This is a genomic window from Legionella brunensis, from assembly GCF_001467025.1.
In the GTDB taxonomy this organism is placed as follows: Bacteria; Pseudomonadota; Gammaproteobacteria; order Legionellales; family Legionellaceae; genus Tatlockia; species Tatlockia brunensis.
The window spans coordinates 119408-138271 of the sequence record NZ_LNXV01000036.1 but is presented as its reverse complement, the minus strand read 5'-3'; the positions used below and the strand labels follow the sequence as shown (position 1 = coordinate 138271).

Here is an 18864-nt window from a genome sequence, read left to right as displayed (position 1 = left end):
TTGTAGAGTTAGGACTTAAGAATGGATTAATTGCAGAAATTCACTTCTGCTCGAAGGATTATTGCGCATTTCTCCTAACATGACTGAAGTAGTCATGATGGAATTTTGTTTTTCTACACCACGCATCATCATGCAAAGATGTTTGGCCTCCACAACTACAGCTACCCCGCGAGCGCCAGTAATTGATTCGATACAGTTAGCAATTTCTGCGGTTAATCGCTCTTGAATTTGTAATCGCCGTGCAAAATAGTCGACAATGCGAGCTACTTTAGAAAGGCCCAATACCTTGCCGTTAGGTAAATAACCTACATGACATTTCCCAAGAAATGGAAGTAAGTGATGTTCGCACATGGAATACATTTCTATATCCCGTACAATAACCATTTCACTCATGTCGGATTCGAACAGGGCATCATTGATTATTTCATCAAGTCGCTCATTATAACCTTTAGTAAGATAAATCAGCGCATTAGCTGCTCTCTCTGGAGTATCACGTAACCCTTCTCGTTCTGGATCTTCGCCAATTCTTTCTAATATTTTTTTATATAGTTCCTGCATTGTATGGATCCTAGCCTGGGGGCCAAGTCATCTGTCGGCCACCTAGTAGATGTAAATGAATGTGGTAAACTTCCTGCCCGCCACTCGAATTAACATTAAAAACCAATCGATATCCATCCTCGCTCAGTTGCTCGGCTTTCGCCATGTTTTTGGCCGTAAGTATCATACGACCTAACAATTGCTCATCTTGACTGTCTGCATCATTTATAGTAGCAATATGCTTCTTCGGGAGCAGCAAGAGATGCGTTGGAGCTTGGGGTTTAATATCGCGAATCACGATAAGTTCTGGAGTCTCAAAAACAATATTAGACTTAATTTCTCCCGAAGCAATTTTACAAAATAAGCAGCTCATAATCATCCTGATGGTTTTGGCATAACGTGGAATTATACCTCGAGTTAGTCGTGATAAAAAAGTGTTCCTGATATCTTTAGCTGTGGTTCGTAAATTAGCATTTTTATAGATGTTTGCAATAGCGAAACCAAGAACATAACTAACTGTAATAAAGGCAAAAATTGTACCTGCAACGGTTAATTTTGCCTTTTAAGGCTGTTTTGCGCATAATAGCGCGTCATTAAATTAATTAAAATCTGGGTACTAAAATGGACTTAATGCATATTAATAGTGGTCGTGATATACCAAATGAAATCAATGTCATTATAGAAATCCCCATGCATGGGGAGCCGGTGAAATATGAAGTGAATAAAGAAAGTGGGGCGCTATTCGTAGATCGCTTTATGACGACAGCAATGTATTATCCTGCTAATTATGGCTATATCCCTAATACGTTATCTGAGGATGGGGATCCTGTAGATGTGTTAGTTGTTACTCCAGTTCCGCTAATTAATGGAGCAGTCATTCCTTGTCGTGTTGTGGGTATGCTTAAAATGACGGATGAAGCAGGGGTTGATGCTAAATTATTGGCTGTTCCTACCAACAAATTAACGAAAATGTATGAGTCGGTTGAAACCTACAGTGACTTACCACGTCATCTACTGTTATCCCTGGAACATTTCTTCCAACATTATAAAGATTTAGAGGAAGGAAAATGGGTTAAGCTCAATGGTTGGGAAGGACCTGAGGCTGCTCGTCAAGAGATAATCTCAAGTGTTGCACGTTTCAACCAAAAGAGATAAAAATAATGATTAAGGTAGATGCATCTGCGTCTACCTTAATCATATGTACTTAGTAGTTAATTGTTTTGATCATCCTGAAGAATACTCTCTAATTCACCACGAGCTTGCTGTGAAAAACTAATTAGCTCATGTTCTTTTTCAAAAAAATCGAATGATTTTTGTAGAGTGATATCATCGTGTTGCGTAAAGGCTTGAGCTTTTTTTTTCAGGCTTTTTTCACTGTAGCCCAAAAATTTCATGATCTCCTGAGCCATGGTTAAGGAGGAGTCGAAGGTTTCACGTTTGAAATAATTAACGCCTGCTTTATATAATTCATAAGCATGTCGACGATTACGCGCTCTAGAATAAATTTTCAATTGTGGAAATTCCTGTTTCGCCAATTTAACTATCTCTAAGCATGTATCGGGATCATCAACTGCAATAATAAGTAGTTTAGCTTGCTTGGCTCCCGCATTTTTAAGTAAATCAAGTCTGGATGCATCGCCAAAATAACCTTTGACACCAAATTTTCGTAAAAGTTCAATTTGCTCTGGATCCTTTTCTAAAACGGTTAATTCTACACCCTGAGCATTTAGGAAGCGGCCAATAATTTGCCCGAAACGACCATAACCGGCAAGGATAATAGGCTGTTTTTGATCGATGACATCAAATTTACGTGGAGGCAATACGCTTAAGAAGCGGGGAACGATGATATGCTGATAAATTAAAATTAAGAAGGGGGTAGTCGCCATGGAAAGTGCAACGGCCAATGTGAAGAAACTGGCTGCTTGGTTATCAATTACGCGGGTGGCATTGGCAAATTGAAACAAAACAAATGCAAATTCACTGCCTTGTGACAGTACCAAAGCAAAAGCTATGCTTTGTAATTTACTAAGTCCAAAATAACGTCCTAAGACTAGAAGAATAAGTGTTTTAATAAAAATAAAGCCAAGAGTTATGCTTAAGAGTCTTACTGGCTCTGCGGCTAGAATATGAAAATTCATGCTCATGCCTACCGAAATAAAAAATAGTCCTAAAAGTAAACCCTTAAACGGTTCGATATCTGTTTCTAGTGTGCGTTTGTATTCAGAGTTTGCTAATACAACACCTGCCACAAAAGCCCCAAGCCCTGGAGAAACTCCCACTGTTTCCATTAGTAAAGTAATTCCAACAATGAGAGCTAAAGAAGTGGCCGTAAAAACCTCGCGCAAATTGGTTTGCGCAACAATGTAGAAGAAGTGACGAGAAAAATAATGGCCGATTAGAACTACTGCGGCAATGATACCAGCAATCAAACCTGCATGTGCCCATCCCGTGAGCGTAGCACTATCAGTGGCGATGATTTCTGTTGCTGTGCCGGGACTTGTCAGCATAGGCATTATGATAAGAATGGGGATAACAGCAATGTCCTGAAAAAGTAGTACTGCGAAGGACGTTTCTCCTGTAGCTGTACGCATTAAATTCTTTTCTTGAAGTATTTGTAGTACCAGGGCGGTTGAAGAGAGTGATAAAGCCATGCTGATCGCCAAACTCACGCGCCAATCATATCCAAGAAGAAGAGCAAGCCCCATCAAAAGACTGGTAGTAAGGATTATTTGCAATCCTCCTAACCCAAGGATGGCTTTACGCAATTTCCATAGCATGGGAGGCTCTAATTCTAACCCAATAAGAAAAAGCATCATAATGACGCCAAATTCAGCAAAATGCATGATTTGTTCGGCATTGGCGATTAGATTGAAACCAAAGGGGCCTATTAATATTCCTATAATAAGATAGCCTAGAACTGAGCCTAGCTTAAAACGACTGGCGAGTGGTACAACAACGCAAGCGGCTGCAAGAAAGATAAAAACATGAAAAAGAAGGCCATTATTCATTAAGGTGCAGAACTCCTCGAGATATCGTCCCTAAAACCTTAATCTTTTGGAGATCGTTAGCTTGTAAGGGGTTGCTGCTAAGTAGAGTCATATCAGCCAATTTCCCTGGTACTAGTGAACCTTTATCATTCTCAATGCCATAAAGCAATGCGGCATCTAAAGTTAATGCTTTTAGAGCGATAGGAAGCGTAATTTGTTCATTGGTTGAATTTTCTTTTGAGCATTGATTATCTGCCGGTAACCAATTTTGTGTTTCACCCGTACTGAGTATTCTTATCATTTGCAAGGGGACTGGTGGTGTTGATGGCGAGTTAGCTTGCACGCTTAAGTTATTCATAATTTTTTGAGCGCTAGCTAAAGGAATACCAGTGTAGCCTTCTTGGGAAGGTGCAACAATACCACATAGCAGATTACCCCAATAGTAAAAATGAGGGGCAAACCAGCTTACTTTAACCCCTAATTGCTGCATTCTTTGCAGTTGATCTTGACGGGCGAAGGGGGCGTTAATAATGATCGTATGGAATGGAGACGAGTTTAAACTGCGCTGCACTTTGCCAATAATATTTAAAGCCAAATCGATGGCTGCATCACCATTACACTCTATGGCTACAGGTGTCTTTTCTTTATTCGATGTTGTAAGGATAGTTTCTAATTCTCGTGGTGATTTTTTAAGAGATGCGGGCCAGCTATTGTTATTAGAGACAGTGTGTTGCAGACTTGGGGAAGTAAAAAAGGCAGCTTCATCCTGCGCCGCACCATCTAATTGAATAAGAACAGGGCCAGCATATAAACGAGGATTATCTTGATAGGTTAGATCCATGCGCTTTTTTTCTGCGATAGTAGGTGGCGTCAAGATCACATCGATTGGGAAATCAGATTGTGTCGTTAGTAGCTCATAACTGGGAATCCAAACTGAATTAACCATTGCTTCAGTCACAGTAGTATAGCCTTGCTGTGCATAGAACCTTGCTGCATTTTTTATGGCTTTGGTTGCATTCTCTTTATCGATTAATTGAGTTAATAACAGTTGCAATGATTTATCACGGATAATGCCACTCTTAGCAATGCTGATTTTTTTTGTGTCGCTTAAAGTGGCAATTTTCTGGACTGCTGCCTGATTGAGAAGAGCTTGATTACCGGAGGAGTAAAAGACAATGACAGGAGTATTGCTAGACAAGTTATTGAGCATAGTTTGATCTAAGGGAGTACCTTTAATTCGGATAGGATCGTAGCCATTTACAATTACCCAACCATTGTACGAAGGTGCTCTATTTTTCAAAGCCTCTAAAAATGCATCCGTTGTTTTTATTTCATGCCAATCAGGGCGCTGAAAAACATTGGTTGTAGACAAATCAAGAGCATACTCCGCAAGCCAGCCATAAAGAAGAAACTGCGAGTGGGTGTCAATAAAACCAGGAATTACAAAAGCTCCTTTTAAATCAATAAACTGAGTATCTTTACCACGACAATTCGCCATTAAAATACTCTTATCACCAACGGCTAACAAACGTTGCTGACTGACAGCTACGGCTGAGGCAAGAGGTTGTTTGGGATCTAAAGTAATAAATGTTGCATTAGTAAAAAGAGTAGTGGCATTGCGGCAAAAAAGAGCTTTTTCTTTGTTTTCAGAATGACTTGATAAGGAAAAAAGAAAAACAGCTAATCCGATGAAGAAAGTAAGTAGTCCCTGTCGCATTATGAACATATCTCCGTGAATGCTTTCCTTATCCTACCAAGTTATTGATTAAGGGCAAAGTGTTTGCATGAAACTACCCTTTAGATAAAATTGTGTGAAAATGATGAATGCCTCTCTTCCTCCTGGGGTAACAATTTAACTTTTTTCTCAGGCAGAGATGTAAAAATTCGATATTGGCGGGGTGCAATACTAAATTCACCATATTGATACCAACTTGGATTACTAAGAACAGGGATACCAATAACCTTATCTGCCTTTCTACACAATTTGAGGTAATCAGAAACACTTAAATCCCTACTATCTCGAGTAAAATGAATGAGTAAGTCTTCATTAATTGCACCTGGAGTAACGCGAGATTTGATTGCGGTGAATTGAAAGTGAATTGTTATACCAAGTTCTTTTTGAAAGAACTCAACCAGCTTTTGTTGTGTTTCTTTATCCCCAAAAACAGTATGACCCTGATTATCTGTTGAACTGATAGCAGAAAATTCGCCTTGAGGTTTTAAAAGAAATGCTGCGAAAATTAAACTATGTAATGGATTTTGAGCATAGGTTGCAGGACCATAAGTATCAAATACTCTATCGACTTTTCCTGCATAAGTTTTTAGAAATTCACGAACATTGGGTTCATGAGGTAACTTTCCCTTTACAATTTCAACGCCAGCATAACGACATTGCTCCCAATTAATTTCTGCTGGAGAAGCCGATACACCTATTAGCTTTGCTCGTTTTTTTAAATGGCATGCTAGGTCAATCAAAAAATTACCTTGCCCCATCCCTAAGTCCACAATAGTGGGATTAGTCGGTAAATTAGCAAGGATTGATAATTTATTTGTGTTTGCCTCTAATGATTCTCTTGTATTTAAAGCATGGAGTTCTTCGATGGCGGATATTCTTCTATCGTTAGGCCAAGTTTTCATACGGTTTTCCTTAAACAACTAGTTATGAATTAACTGTGATTGGTAATTATGCCGATTGTTTAAATTTATGCAACAGTATGTCTATTTTCGGTTTTAGCTTTTATTTTTAACTGAGAAAGGTTAGTTTTTTTGTTGAAAATTATTTCCAATTTACAAAACTGTCAGAGTGTCGTAGAGTAAAGCAGTTTTTGTTTAGTTTTTACACGATTATTAAGGTTATCTTAAGCTTGTCCCGTTACAATAACCTTTTGCAAGTATTTGGAACCGCAGAGAAGGAATGCAATGAGCAGTAGAAAGCACGCGTTAACCATTTTTAGTCTGACTATGATTACGGTTGGCTCTGTCGACAGTATTCGAAACTTACCTGCCACCGCTTTGTTTGGTAGCCAGTTGATATCTTTTTTTATTTTAGGCGCTTTGTTCTTTTTGATTCCAACAGCCTTGGTCTCTGCTGAATTAGCTTCCGGTTGGGCTAAGCAGGGTGGAATTTACATTTGGGTCAAAGAAGCTTTTGGTAAAAAAACTGGATTCCTTGCAATTTGGTTGCAGTGGATTGAGAATGTAATCTGGTATCCCACAATTCTATCTTTTGTTGCAGGAACGATTGGATATTTGATTAATCCCTCGATGGCTAATAATCCTTATTTTCTTTGGTTAGTCATTATTAGTGCATTTTGGGGAGCAACATTAGTTAACTTGCGCGGTATGCGCTCTTCTGCGTTATTCAGTAACATTTGCGCCCTTTCTGGACTATTGTTGCCAATGGCTCTGATTATAGGTCTCGGAGCGGCATGGATCATAGGTGGTAACCCTTTGCAGGTTCAATTTGATTCGCAGAGTATTAGTCCTCATTGGCAAGACAGATCAATGTGGGTATCCTTAACAGCTATCATGATGTCTTTTTGTGGGATTGAAATTGCAACGGTGCATGCGAATGATGTCAACAATCCTCAGCATGCATTTCCTCGCGCATTAATTTATTCAGTTCTCATTATTTTAAGTACGTTGATTTTAGGTTCATTAGCCATTGCAGTGGTATTGCCTCAGCATGAAATCAATTTGGTTGCCGGAATTATGCAGGCTTTCGATGCCTTTTTTGCCAGATACCACTTAACCTGGTTCATGCCGGTGGTTGCCGTTATGTTGGTATTGGGCGGCTTAGGTGGTGTTAGTAATTGGATTATAGCGCCAACCAAAGGCTTATTAGTTGCCGCAGAAGACGGGAATTTGCCAGAACTGTTTCAAAAAGCAAATCGCAATGGTGCTCCAGTGACTATGCTAATTACCCAAGCGGTAATTGTAACAATTCTTTCTACCTTATTTTTATTTATGCCCTCTGTAAATGGTTCATATTGGTTGTTAACAGCCTTAGCCGCACAACTTTATATGTTGATGTATTTGCTCATGTTCTTGGCCGCTTTTAAATTACGCATCAGCGCTCCAGATCATCCTCGTACTTTCCGAATTCCTGGTGGTATGGTTGGCATGGGGATAGTAGGGGGTGTTGGTCTTATTGGTTGTTTAGCAACACTAGTAGTTAGTTTCATGCCTCCTGAAGGAATTAATGTTGGTTCTGTTAGTCGTTATGAGCTAACTTTGATTGTGGGCTTAATCGTTATGTGCTTACCTCCCTTCGTCAGTTCTTGGTTCTTGGCGCGACGTGCTCCTACCGTTGAACTGGAGACCGATGTAGCTGCTGCATAATTCCTTGTGATGAGTATTCACTCCTCCCTAAAAGAGTTGGAAGCTCGTTTGCCTGAATTAGAATGGAAAATGAGTACAATAAGGCACGTGTTTCCAACAAAAAATTTGCCCAGAGGTCTGTTTCGTTTGCCAGAAGAAGCTGAGCCTTCAGCTTTTATAGAGGATATCAAAGCCGATCTTAAAACCTTAGCCAAGCATCAAAGTGAGTATACTGGTTATTATCTTGCACAACGGATTGAACAAAAAATAAATGTGTTAGTTGCTTTGTGTTCTTTAGAAAGGAATTCATCGCAGAAAACCAAATGCTCTCTCCAGATGATTACTACTCGCAAGACTTTCGTGGAAAATGTAGAGAAAGAAATTAGCGTGCTTGAGTTACAACAGCAGGCAATAGTCAAGCGTTTAGAGCAAAAGGATGAGCGATTGAGTTTAAGTTTAAAAAGTGAATTAGGTGAAATTGAAAAACGACTTACGCTTGCAAAGGAAGCTCTGGCTCGGGTAACTAAATGGTGACATTATCACTCAAAAATATACCTTGAATTTTTTGCGAGCAATTTAGCAAAGGCATCAGGATGCATGGGATGGCCATAAAAAAAGCCTTGTCCTTCGTCGCATTGACAATCTTTTAAGAATTGCAATTGTTCCAAAGTTTCAATTCCTTCGGCCAGAACTCGCAGTTTAAGGCTATGCCCCATTGCGATGATTGCTTCAATAATTGAGGCATTGTTGTGATCGCTAATACAATCCTGAACAAATGACTGATCAATTTTAAGCTTACTGACTGGAAATGCTCTTAAATAATTTAAGCTGGAATAACCTGTACCAAAATCATCAATGGTTAGGTTGATTCCCAAATCTTTCAATTGGTTGAGCTTATACAAATTTTGCTTTTTGTTATCCATGATGGTGCTTTCAGTTAATTCTAATTCAATATATTGGGGATCAAGCTGCGAATGCTCTAAAGTGAATTCAATAAACTCAACAAAATTATCTCTTAATAACTGAATTCCGGAAACATTTACGGCAAGGCGCAAGGGCCTAAGCCCCTTTTTTTGCCAGGCTTTATTTTGGAAGCAAGCACTTGAAAAAATCCATTCCCCAAGAGGAATAATTATTTTTGACTGTTCTGCAGTAGGAATAAACTCTAAAGGATGGATGATTCCTTTCGTAGGATGGTTCCACCGTACTAGTGCTTCAACACCAATAATTTCCCCTGTTCTTAAATCAATGGTTGGCTGATAAAGCAGATAAAATTCCTTTGACATCAATGCGCTTCGTAACTCCATTTGCATTTCGAGGCTCTTTTTCGTGTGCTCATTAATGGTTTCATCAAAGAGTCGGAAATTATTGCGCTCTTTTTTCGCTATATACATTGCCATGTCGGCATTTTTAAGAAGCGTTGCGGGGTCATTTCCATGAAAAGGAAAAATACTTGCCCCAATGCTAGCGTTCACTACAATTTCATGATTAATTAATTGTATTGGTTTAACAAGACGGCTCAGTATTTTTTGCGAAAGTTGTGTAATATCATCATCTTCATTAAGAATAAATAAAATAACAAACTCATCGCCACCAAAACGCGAAACGGTGTCACTTTGGCGGGTACACAAAATTAGTCGTCTAGCTATTTTTTGTAGCAAAATATCACCGGCATTATGGCCAAGGTTGTCATTGATTAATTTGAAGTTATCAATATCAAGAAAAAAGACAGCTAATTGACTTTCATAACGTTTTGCATAAGCAATGGCTTGATTAATGCGGTCATAAAGTAAAGTTCGATTTGGTAACCCCGTTAAAAGATCATGATTTGCTTGATAAGCAAGTTGTTTCTCCATTTGTTTGCGCAAGGTTATATCACGGAAGCTCCATACATAACCTACAGTGGTATGTCGAAGTTTGTGAGGTTTTGAGTGCCATTCGAAAGTATTTTCTGTGTTGAGTATTACTTCGTGATAACTTTCTTGCTCAGGATTTTCCCTAATTTCATCAATCTTTAGAAGAAATTCTTTAGGGGAGCGCAGTTGTCTTAAGATTTCATCAATAAAAATAAAAAGATCTGATTTAGTATTAAACTCTGAAGGCAGCTTCCACATATTAATAAAATTCTGATTGAAGTACTCAATCTTCCCTTTTAAATCAATGACTAATATGCCCTCGGCAGTTGATTCTAAGGTTGATTTAGTAATGGCCAGTGATTTTTCCAGTTCGCGGGTACGCTTGCTAACAAGACGCTCTAGTAATTGGTTAAGAGTGTCAAGATCAATATTTTGATAATGTAAAGAAAGAGAATGGATTAAAAATTTATTGGAGTAATAACAGCTAATAAAAACTATCGGCATGTAAATAAGGCCGCAAAATCCTAAAAGAATATAGATACTACCTTGCCAAAATAGCCAAATGTTGAAGGGAATAAAAGCGGGGAAAAGAAAAAGTGCATAAACAGAAACGACAGGAGAAAAAAATGAGAGAGAACCTGCTGTTATCCCGAAGAGAAGCATTACCATAAAGCTTTGGTGGACAAGGCTTTCTATGGGCATCAAAATTGAACCAGCAAATCCCCACCCGCAACCAGAGAAAAAAGTAAAAATTGCAAACAGGTTTAACCAAGTTTTTGGCTCATAAAGCATTCTTTTTACTTTGTAAGAAATGGCAACGATGAACCATAAAATGCAGATCAGTAACATGTAAATTAACCAGCCAAATAGCATTTGATGATTAGTGACAGACCAAATTGCAACTACAAGTAAAAGAGCAGCGCCACATTGGGCGGTGATGCCAAATGGGTTTTGATCGTAGAGCAAACGAATTTGGTCACCTAAGATTTTATTCGATGACAAAGTTTGAAGAGGCTTCTCTTCTTGAGTTAAGGCTGCTTTGCTGCTGTTTTTTAATCCCATTGATCACAGCCCTCAACTACCAACTCTACTGCAGTAAAGAATTTCTTCGTTGCTCGAATCCACATGTATTGATGTTATGCGGTTTGCGCGCCGTTTCTCTTCGTACTTCTTTCTCTGCAGCTGTTTGGAAGTCTATTAAATATTAGGTGCTACTATTCCCTGTAGCTTAATTATAGCCTTATTTAAAATGAATATTTATGACAAAGATAGTCATGAAAAAGATTGAAAATTACTATTTGGGTGCATGGTTATTATATGCCTAAAATTAAAGTATAACTAAAGATCTTGCAGCACGATGATTGCAGTCTTTAAAATTAGCAAATCATTTAATCGTCGGTATATACTGAAAAAATAGATAATCCAATGGATTAGCGTCTTTTTAGCCATTGGCGATTTGCGAATAAATCAACTATCTAAGTTATATCAAACTCAGTTATAAGAGGCAGGGATGTTTAAAAAGATTCTTGTAAGTAATCGTGGGGAAATCGCTTTACGTATAGTACGCGCCTGTAAGGAGATGGGAATGGAGCCAGTCACCATTCATAGTGTAGCTGATAGATATGCGCTACATGTTAAACGCGGCTCGCATTCTCATTGCCTCAGTAAAAAGCCCTTGGAGGCATACCTAAATGGGTATCGTATTATTGAGTGTGCTAAAGCTGCTGGTTGTGAAGCGATTCATCCTGGTTATGGTTTTTTATCTGAAAATCCCGATTTTGCTGCGGCTTGTGAAAAAGCAGGCATAGTGTTTATTGGCCCATCGGCAAAAGTGATTGCCACCATGGGGTCAAAAATTGCTGCAAGAAAAGCTATGCAAGAAGCAGGGATTCCCGTTATTCCTGGTAGTGAAGGGAATTTAGAAACGATCGAGGAAGCAATAATATGTGCTGATAAGTTAGGTTATCCCGTCATGCTTAAAGCGACTTTTGGTGGCGGTGGTCGTGGGATTCGTCTTTGTTTTGATGCAGAACAAGTTAGGCAGCAATACGCACGCGTACAATCTGAAGCGGGCAAAGCTTTTGGGAATTCCAATGTTTTTATGGAGAAATTTATTGTTAATCCTCGACATATTGAGGTGCAAATTCTTGGTGATAACTATGGTACGCTACTACACTTATTTGAGCGTGATTGTTCTGTGCAACGGAGACATCAAAAATTAGTAGAAATAGCACCGTCAGTGCAATTAGAGGATAAAACTCGGCAAATTCTCTATGATTATGCTGTAAAGGCTGCCTCTGCTGTTGGTTATACGAATGCAGGTACTGTTGAGTTTATTTTGGATGAGCAAAATCAACCCTATTTTTTGGAAATGAATACACGTCTGCAAGTTGAGCATCCCGTCACTGAACAAATTACAGGAGTTGATCTTGTACAGGAGCAAATTCGTATAGCTGCTGGAGAAAAACTTGCGATGACGCAGGAACAAATTACGCGCCAAGGATTTGCAATTGAATTCCGTATTAATGCGGAAGACCCACAGAACGATTTTTTACCAAGTTTTGGCCGCATAACGCGCTACTATGCCCCGGGCGGGCCTGGTGTTCGCACGGATAGTGCTATTTATACAGGTTATACTATTCCTCCTGACTATGATTCCCTCTGCGCCAAGTTGACCGTCTGGGGCCTTGATTGGCCGTCTGTTTTGCGCCGTTCATGCCGAGCTTTGGAAGAGATGCGTGTTTTTGGTGTAAAAACTACCATACCTTATTATTTGGAAATGTTAAAATCAGAAGAGTTTCAACAGGGTTTATTGACTACTGCTTTAGTAGACGCTCACCCAGAGTGGCTGCGTTATTCGAATAAATCATTGCCTCACCATAAGGCTGCAGTAATTGCTGCCGCAATAGCAACCTATAATAAGCAATTGTAATAGATTAAGTTACTAAAACTGTATATTCATTGTCATTTAAGGTAGAAAATTGACTTAAATATTGTAGGCTGGTCTCTTAAAAATGTTTGCGCATTTATGAAATAATGTTCGTTATCCGACAAAAAAGTTTCAAATGCCTTTAAATGCCAAATTTCGGTTAATTTCAGTCAATTTTTTGATTTATGGAGCTGTATAAGTCCTTGCTTTATTATTGTAAAGATATGTAAATTCGATACAAAAATGTTCTATTTTGAGTCTAATTAAATGATAAAAAATTTTCAATTTTTTTTTGGGTTAATGTTACCAATTTGTAATGAATTGTAACGGGAGGTTTTTGGTTGATAATTATTTGATTAATAGAAAGTTAATTTATTAAAGATTAAGGAGATTTTCTTCAAAAGCCTCATTTCTTAAGGCTTCCTTAATAATTGGACGCTATGATTATTTTATCTGCAGAAACGGAAGAAAATAATCACTGGATTTTAATAATGGCCTATTGTAAAAAATTCCTCGCTGGTATTCATTCAATTAATTTTTCTGATGAAGACGCAAAATTTCTTAAGCATGCATTGCTTTCCTTTGCTCACGATGAATTGGAGCAAGAGTTGCAACATCTTAAAGATAAGATGGCTTCAGTATCTGAGCAAATGCCAGAAAACGAATTGGTTGCTAAACAATTACAGCTTTATAAAGAAAAACTAGCAGACAATGCAGCACAACTAAGTTTGCGCCTAGAAGAGCTTAAAGAGCTTATGGATGAAAAATTGGAGTTGGAGACTTCGACTCCAGTAATTGAAAAATTCACACAGAAATTTGCAAGTTATTTCATAAATATCAAGCATTTATCCGAAACTCTTTCCGATGCCCCTCTCTTCATTAAAAAACAACAAACTCGTTTTTATACCGAAATACTTTCTAGACTGGGTCAAAAAGAGCAAGAAAAGCAGTTGCAAACCCTATTACTCGAAGATCTCAAGGATATGGTAGAGCACGCAATTATAATCTATGAAAAAGAAAAAGATGTTCATTTGCGTAACCAAGCCAAAAGATTGGTGCAAATGGGTATTTATGAAATTGTTCGCCATGAGACTAAGAAAGTAAATGTCTCGGGATGGTCCTCACCTTATGGACAATATCAGGATTTCTTGCTTTTACTGAGTTCTAAAATACCTTCTGTTGGTTCATCAGATGTCATTGATAGTTTAAGTCAGTATAAAGCGCTTGATGGCAAATCAATTGGTGATTTGCTTGTTGAAATAGAGGATAAAGCGAAAATCAGCGAAGATGAGGCTTGGGGCGATGAAACGAAGGCTTCTGCTTTTATAGCAAGAAAAGCGCTCTTTCATAAGTTAAGATTTGGTCAAGAAGACCGCAGAGAATACGTTCAAATAATGCAAAGCAATTTGAAACGTGATTTGTTTTGGGCCCGCGATATTCGAGATATTGAATTATTTACCGTCAAGGGCGTTTCTGATGAGGTCTTCTCCAGACTAAGGCAACAAGATTTTCTAACTACAGAATGGTGTGACCTCCATTTGATGTCAAAATTACCCGATAGTCTCGCAGAGTATAAAGATAGTTATATATTTATCAAAAAGGACCGAGTTCGGGAACTGTATTATATTAAACCTGATGGGAAATCTGAACTTATAGGGATTAGAGATTTCAAACTATTTGAAGCCAAGATAGGCAGTCATATTGAAAGTAAGGGTAAGACCACATTATTGCATCTTAGTGCGAAGCAATTTCAAGAAGCCACACTATTAACAAAAGGTCATATTTCTGCCAAGAAAACCTTCACACAGCCAGTCCTGGAGGGAACATACAAGTCAAAGACCACAGCTGCTGAACGCAGATTATGTGAGGTTATAGAGGCGATTAAAGCGTTACCTGAAAAAGAGGGTGCAAAAAGGGGGAATGCCTCGATAGTCAAAGGTCAAGACTTGCTTAAAATGCAAAATCTTGTAAAAGAGAAGCTCAAGGGGTTATTTTCTACCCCTACTGTGAGTGTTGAGAATAATTTAATCAAGGTTGATTTCTATCAATATCAAATAGACGAAAAAGCACTCACAGAGGTGATTCTAAAAGCCGGAGGCTTGGGATCTGATACGGAGCGCTTGCTGAGTGAGATAAGGAAAAAAGCGACAGAATTTGAGAAAAATATTGCTGCGATTAATTTGCAAGGAAGAAATTTCAGTGAGATAAGAACCGAAATCGAGCAAGAAAAGATGAGCAAAGAGCTTCGGATTGCCTGCTATCAGCAAGTAGATCTGCTGGAGAAAGCATTTGATAACGCAGATAAAAAAGAAATAAAGAAGTTAAAGTTAGGTAATAACAAGGAAATTTTATTACGCAAATTGTTGGAATTGCTATTTATTGCGCCAATACCGACTGTAACTGATGATCCAAAAATTAGTAAAGCACTGGAAAAAATAAAAGCAAATGAGTTTGAGGAAGCCTTAAAAGACGGTGAATTAGAAGCGGCTGTTACTAAAGCTTATGAAAATTTAGCTATTGTTCCTATCAGTTCGGTACCAGCACATGTTGAGCCGATCATAAAAAAATCACAAATTCTGGTTTCAAAAGAAAGAGAAAACAGATTACTGGCTTTAAATATAGCATTCAACTCTAACAAGTCCGCGCCAGAAAAGGCGGAAGAGATCGCTCAGGTCTTTTTAGACGAATATAGAGATATGGTCTCTACTTTGGGATTAACTAAAGAGGATGATATTCGCTTACAACAGGATATTCGTAGTATGGCTACAGAAATGGTCCTGTTAGTTGAGCGTACGCAAAAAGGAAAGCCGGCTTTAAAAAAGGCAGAGGAAGCTGCTTATTTTTCTGTTATTCAACAGATTGCCAAGCACATTAAACCTCCTCACAAAATGAGTGAGATGCAATTTAAGATTCCTCACTCTTCTCAGCCACGACAAAAAATTACAATTGTTGGCAAAGATGGTTATCAAGAGGAAGTGTTTATAGAGTTAGGAGGTACCAAGCTGCCCTACTCACTGATCAAACCAGCCGATGGAGAATTTATTTTTTCTTATGGTGGTACTCGCGGCATGATCGCTCCTTTTGCAGGTTTAGATGCTGCTTATGTAGGTGAGGGAAAGAAAAAAGGACGTCTCTTTACGCACTCCAGACTATTGGGAGTAGGCCAATATGGTGCGGTGAAAGAAGTCGAAAGCCTATTATCTGGGTTAAATCAAATTACTAAGAAAGGTTATGTACGAGAAGAGGAGCCGACATTTTCGAAAACGAGTCGTCAAAATCTTAAGACACGCCCCATTACTGCTCGTCCCGACCCCTATTATCATGTTGAAAGTGATATTTTGCAAAATCTCTCTAAAGCAGTAAAAGCGAGTAAGAGAACGTTTACTGGAGGAACGCAGTATTGGCTAGAAAGCGACAAACCTAGACCCAAAGGAATGCTTTATGCCAAAGATACTACACCACAACAATATATCATTTTAACCGAGCGTGCTCAGGGTGAAACTTTTGCGGGTACTGCAAATGAAATATTAAACTCTTATCAGAAAATAAAAATTGAATACCACGATCCTTCTAAGCGAGGTGGTGATGAGATAACGGCTTTAACAAAAATGCTGTCTTTATCGCAGGCTTTAGTCGATGAGGCGGAAAATCTCGAAGAATTAGGCTTTAGTCATAATGACATTAAGCCAGAAAATTTTCTTTATAAGCAGAATGTAGATAATAGTTACCGGGTTAGGTTTATTGACTGGGCTACAGGTGGTTTTGAAAAAACATACACCGGGAACAAGAAAGAGCTGGCTGAAGTCTTTGTTGAAGTATTTGGTGAAAAACATCAGATTGAGCAAAAAGAAGGTGTTTATTTTGACAAGAACGGTCGTTTTGTAAAAGAAAAGAAAGGCTTAATTGTTTATGGTATAAATCCGACTCTCGAAATTTTACATGGTGCGCGCAATGGCACGCTACCTTATATAAGTCCTACGGTATTAGGTCCTGACAGGAAAAAACAATGTGTCGCAGCTGATGTTACCGAAAATTCTTTAAATACGACTTTCGATACCAATGATCCCACTATGGATAATTGGGCATTGACCACCATGCTCTTTGGTATTTGCAATCGGCAAGCTTATTTTGCTTTAGTGAAGGGACGAGCGGTAGTTGACTATATTGTTCCTGGCATTTTAGAGGAAGATGGAAAAATCCCTGTATCAGGCTTAGCAATTGTTAATGCTAAGAGATTCGATGAGTTTTTTGCTTGTGGTAGCGAGATTGGTGATAAATCACTAGAAACGTCTGAAGTTTATGACGATCCAAATGCAGTCATGTTCATCCCTTCAAACCGACGAGAAGGTGAGCCTCTCCATCTTTATCGTCATCTCCAAAAGTTGAAGCTAAATTTAGAAGAAGCAGCCAAATTAAACGGTGCTACGAGTCCTGAACAACAACTTCTTTCCAATATAGAATTAATCTTAACTACCGTTCACAAAGCTGTTGCAACAGGTCAAGGTCTAACCAAGAAAGAATTAAAAGCACAATTGCTAGCTGCGCAGGAGTGTTTAAAGGACTATGAAAAATTAAAAGATAAGAGTCATCAAGAAGACTTTATAAAAAAAGGTACTTTGCAAACTATCCTTAACGATTATGCGCTTGGGAAGATCAGTCAGTTTGATCACTTGTTAGAAAAAGTACCGGGTGGCTTGAGGCGTTTGGAAGTATTATGTACCTATCCTGCTACCAAGGAACAAGAGGAAAAAGTAAAAAAGATTTTCGAAGAAAATTTTTTCACTGATCAGTTAAACGATAAATTCATAGGGTCTAGCTCCCCTGGAAAATACCTTTTCAAGGAATGCATTGCCCATGGTAAAACAGCGATACTCGCCAGCTTACTAGAAAAAATAAAAAAAGAGAAGAATACAGACTTTGTTGAGCTTGTTCGTCAGCAGGGTTTGCTCCATTATGCTGCTGAATTAGGAATGACGGAGGCGTTTAATAGTTTAGTTAGCGCTCTGCGAAAAGCTGAAGCTTCTGATGTTGAAATTTTTAAATTAACTTTGGCCGAATATGGACCTGGCAAAGAACAACTGCAAAGTGCCCCTTATATTAAATGGGCAAGTAATTGTTTCCACATTGCTATTCGCAATAATAACGAAAAACAATTGAAAACCATCCTTGGTGTATTACCCACAATTGAAGAATACCAACATCTCACTGGCATTGACTACGAACCTATCATTAGTAAGGCACTTCATCTTTGCGCAGTTTTAGGTAATAAAAAGCTGTTTAATGAGATTGAACAAAAATATAACGAGTCAAATCCAAAAAATAAGTTAACTGCGACCAAAATATTAGCAATGACTTTTCCACCCGATAGGTTGTCACCCTATCATCTTTTCCTTGAAGATGAAGCAACGTGGGGGGTTCGCGAGTGGTTAGATTTAATCAGAGATGCAGGTCTCGCTAAACAATTTCTTGCTATCCCGCCCAAAGTAACTGATGCTAAACCTGCGCTAATTGCAGTAGAGAAAGGAAATTTTGTTGCATTATCAGAATTGATTCTATTAGGTAAAGAAATCAGTTTGTCGGAGTCTGAATGGCAGCAGTTCCTTACTCAAACTGATGAGCAAGGAAAAAACGTTCTCAATCATATACTTGAAAGAGGACAGCTAACTTATCTAACTCAATTTATTAAATCAATAAAGGATAATGCAGGTAAAAAAAGTACTGAGATCTTAATTCAATTGTTAGGTAACCCGCACCCGGTAAATCCCCTTAAGAATTTTCTGAGTGAAGAGGCCAATGTTACCCAACAATTGACTACTGTTAGCGAACTGCTCGATGCCATTTGTGCTCACTTTTCTACTGCTACTCCAGAGCAACAAAATGCACGCATCGTTGCTCTTTTAGTGAATAAAGATTGGCTAATTGAACAGGCCCAAGATGCTAATAATTTTAAACATCTTCGCGGTTTGCTCCTTAACGATGCATTATCAATACCGTACAAACAGCTCCTTCTCAAGAAATTAATAGAATCTACTAAGCCCGCTACAGAATCCAACAAATTTTATGAGGGGTTACTGGCTGATATTTCGCCACTAGAAAAGTCTGAACTTGATAAACAAACGCAATTAGAAATTTTTGAGGTAGTCGCAAGGCAAACAACGGATATTAATGATCTGTTGCAGACTTTCTCAAGTGGACAGGAAGCTGTTAAAGAGTTGGAAGAGACGGTTAATACACT

General features: G+C 38.4%; 10 protein-coding genes and 1 pseudogene. 5 read left to right on the top strand and 6 right to left on the bottom strand.

What is annotated here, in order from left to right; translation table 11 throughout:
• Positions 1-15 precede the first annotated feature (15 nt).
• Together folE and Lbru_RS14880 are read right to left on the bottom strand one after the other, a co-directional pair.
• Entirely contained in the window at positions 16-558 is a 543-nt protein-coding gene (gene folE, locus Lbru_RS14885; protein WP_058442919.1) for a GTP cyclohydrolase I FolE, read from the bottom strand.
• Between the two features lie 10 nt (positions 559-568).
• Positions 569-910, bottom strand: a complete 342-nt coding sequence (locus tag Lbru_RS14880; protein WP_058442918.1) for a histidine triad nucleotide-binding protein — start codon at positions 908-910, stop codon at positions 569-571.
• A 248-nt stretch (positions 911-1158) separates the two neighbouring features.
• On the opposite strand from Lbru_RS14880, the gene ppa reads away from it, so the two are divergent.
• Positions 1159-1692, top strand: coding sequence for an inorganic diphosphatase (gene ppa / locus Lbru_RS14875; protein ID WP_058442917.1), 534 nt, complete (start codon positions 1159-1161; stop codon positions 1690-1692).
• 56 nt (positions 1693-1748) lie between these two features.
• On the opposite strand, the gene Lbru_RS14870 is transcribed toward ppa, so the two are convergent.
• The 3 genes from Lbru_RS14870 to Lbru_RS14860 all read right to left on the bottom strand — a co-directional run bounded on the left by Lbru_RS14870 (position 1749) and on the right by Lbru_RS14860 (position 6161).
• Positions 1749-3545 carry a monovalent cation:proton antiporter-2 (CPA2) family protein gene (locus Lbru_RS14870; RefSeq protein WP_058442916.1) on the bottom strand — a complete coding sequence of 599 codons (1797 nt, stop codon included), beginning with the start codon at positions 3543-3545 and terminating at the stop codon, positions 1749-1751.
• On the bottom strand, positions 3538-5250 hold the full coding sequence (locus tag Lbru_RS14865; RefSeq protein ID WP_083500938.1) for an amidohydrolase: 1713 nt from the start codon (positions 5248-5250) through the stop codon (positions 3538-3540). Before Lbru_RS14865 ends, Lbru_RS14870 begins: the two co-directional genes overlap by 8 nt.
• Before the next feature lie 71 nt (positions 5251-5321).
• Positions 5322-6161, bottom strand: coding sequence for a class I SAM-dependent methyltransferase (locus Lbru_RS14860; RefSeq protein ID WP_058442914.1), 840 nt, complete (start codon positions 6159-6161; stop codon positions 5322-5324).
• A 282-nt stretch (positions 6162-6443) separates the two neighbouring features.
• On the opposite strand from Lbru_RS14860, the gene Lbru_RS14855 reads away from it, so the two are divergent.
• Together Lbru_RS14855 and Lbru_RS14850 are read left to right on the top strand one after the other, a co-directional pair.
• Positions 6444-7865, top strand: coding sequence for an APC family permease (locus tag Lbru_RS14855; RefSeq protein WP_058442913.1), 1422 nt, complete (start codon positions 6444-6446; stop codon positions 7863-7865).
• A 6-nt stretch (positions 7866-7871) separates the two neighbouring features.
• Complete coding sequence (locus Lbru_RS14850) at positions 7872-8378, top strand: hypothetical protein (protein ID WP_420795338.1); 507 nt, start codon at positions 7872-7874, stop codon at positions 8376-8378.
• 5 nt (positions 8379-8383) lie between these two features.
• Here Lbru_RS14850 and Lbru_RS14845 read toward each other — a convergent pair whose 3' ends face one another.
• Positions 8384-10762, bottom strand: a complete 2379-nt coding sequence (locus Lbru_RS14845; protein ID WP_238583901.1) for an EAL domain-containing protein — start codon at positions 10760-10762, stop codon at positions 8384-8386.
• 448 nt (positions 10763-11210) lie between these two features.
• Between Lbru_RS14845 and Lbru_RS14840 the strand changes: the two genes are divergently transcribed.
• Positions 11211-12632, top strand: a complete 1422-nt coding sequence (locus tag Lbru_RS14840) for an acetyl-CoA carboxylase biotin carboxylase subunit (protein WP_058442911.1) — start codon at positions 11211-11213, stop codon at positions 12630-12632.
• A gap of 437 nt (positions 12633-13069) precedes the next feature.
• Positions 13070-18864 (top strand): annotated as a pseudogene (locus Lbru_RS14835) (hypothetical protein); the annotation flags it as partial.

Excerpts from the sequence above, each read along its gene's own strand:
- folE (WP_058442919.1), bottom strand. The coding sequence starts at position 558 with ATGCAGGAACTATATAAAAAAATATTAGAAAGAATTGGCGAAGATCCA.
- Lbru_RS14880 (WP_058442918.1), bottom strand. The coding sequence starts at position 910 with ATGAGCTGCTTATTTTGTAAAATTGCTTCGGGAGAAATTAAGTCTAAT.
- ppa (WP_058442917.1), top strand. The coding sequence starts at position 1,159 with ATGGACTTAATGCATATTAATAGTGGTCGTGATATACCAAATGAAATC.
- Lbru_RS14870 (WP_058442916.1), bottom strand. The coding sequence starts at position 3,545 with ATGAATAATGGCCTTCTTTTTCATGTTTTTATCTTTCTTGCAGCCGCT.
- Lbru_RS14865 (WP_083500938.1), bottom strand. The coding sequence starts at position 5,250 with ATGTTCATAATGCGACAGGGACTACTTACTTTCTTCATCGGATTAGCT.
- Lbru_RS14860 (WP_058442914.1), bottom strand. The coding sequence starts at position 6,161 with ATGAAAACTTGGCCTAACGATAGAAGAATATCCGCCATCGAAGAACTC.
- Lbru_RS14855 (WP_058442913.1), top strand. The coding sequence starts at position 6,444 with ATGAGCAGTAGAAAGCACGCGTTAACCATTTTTAGTCTGACTATGATT.
- Lbru_RS14845 (WP_238583901.1), bottom strand. The coding sequence starts at position 10,762 with ATGGGATTAAAAAACAGCAGCAAAGCAGCCTTAACTCAAGAAGAGAAG.
- Lbru_RS14840 (WP_058442911.1), top strand. The coding sequence starts at position 11,211 with ATGTTTAAAAAGATTCTTGTAAGTAATCGTGGGGAAATCGCTTTACGT.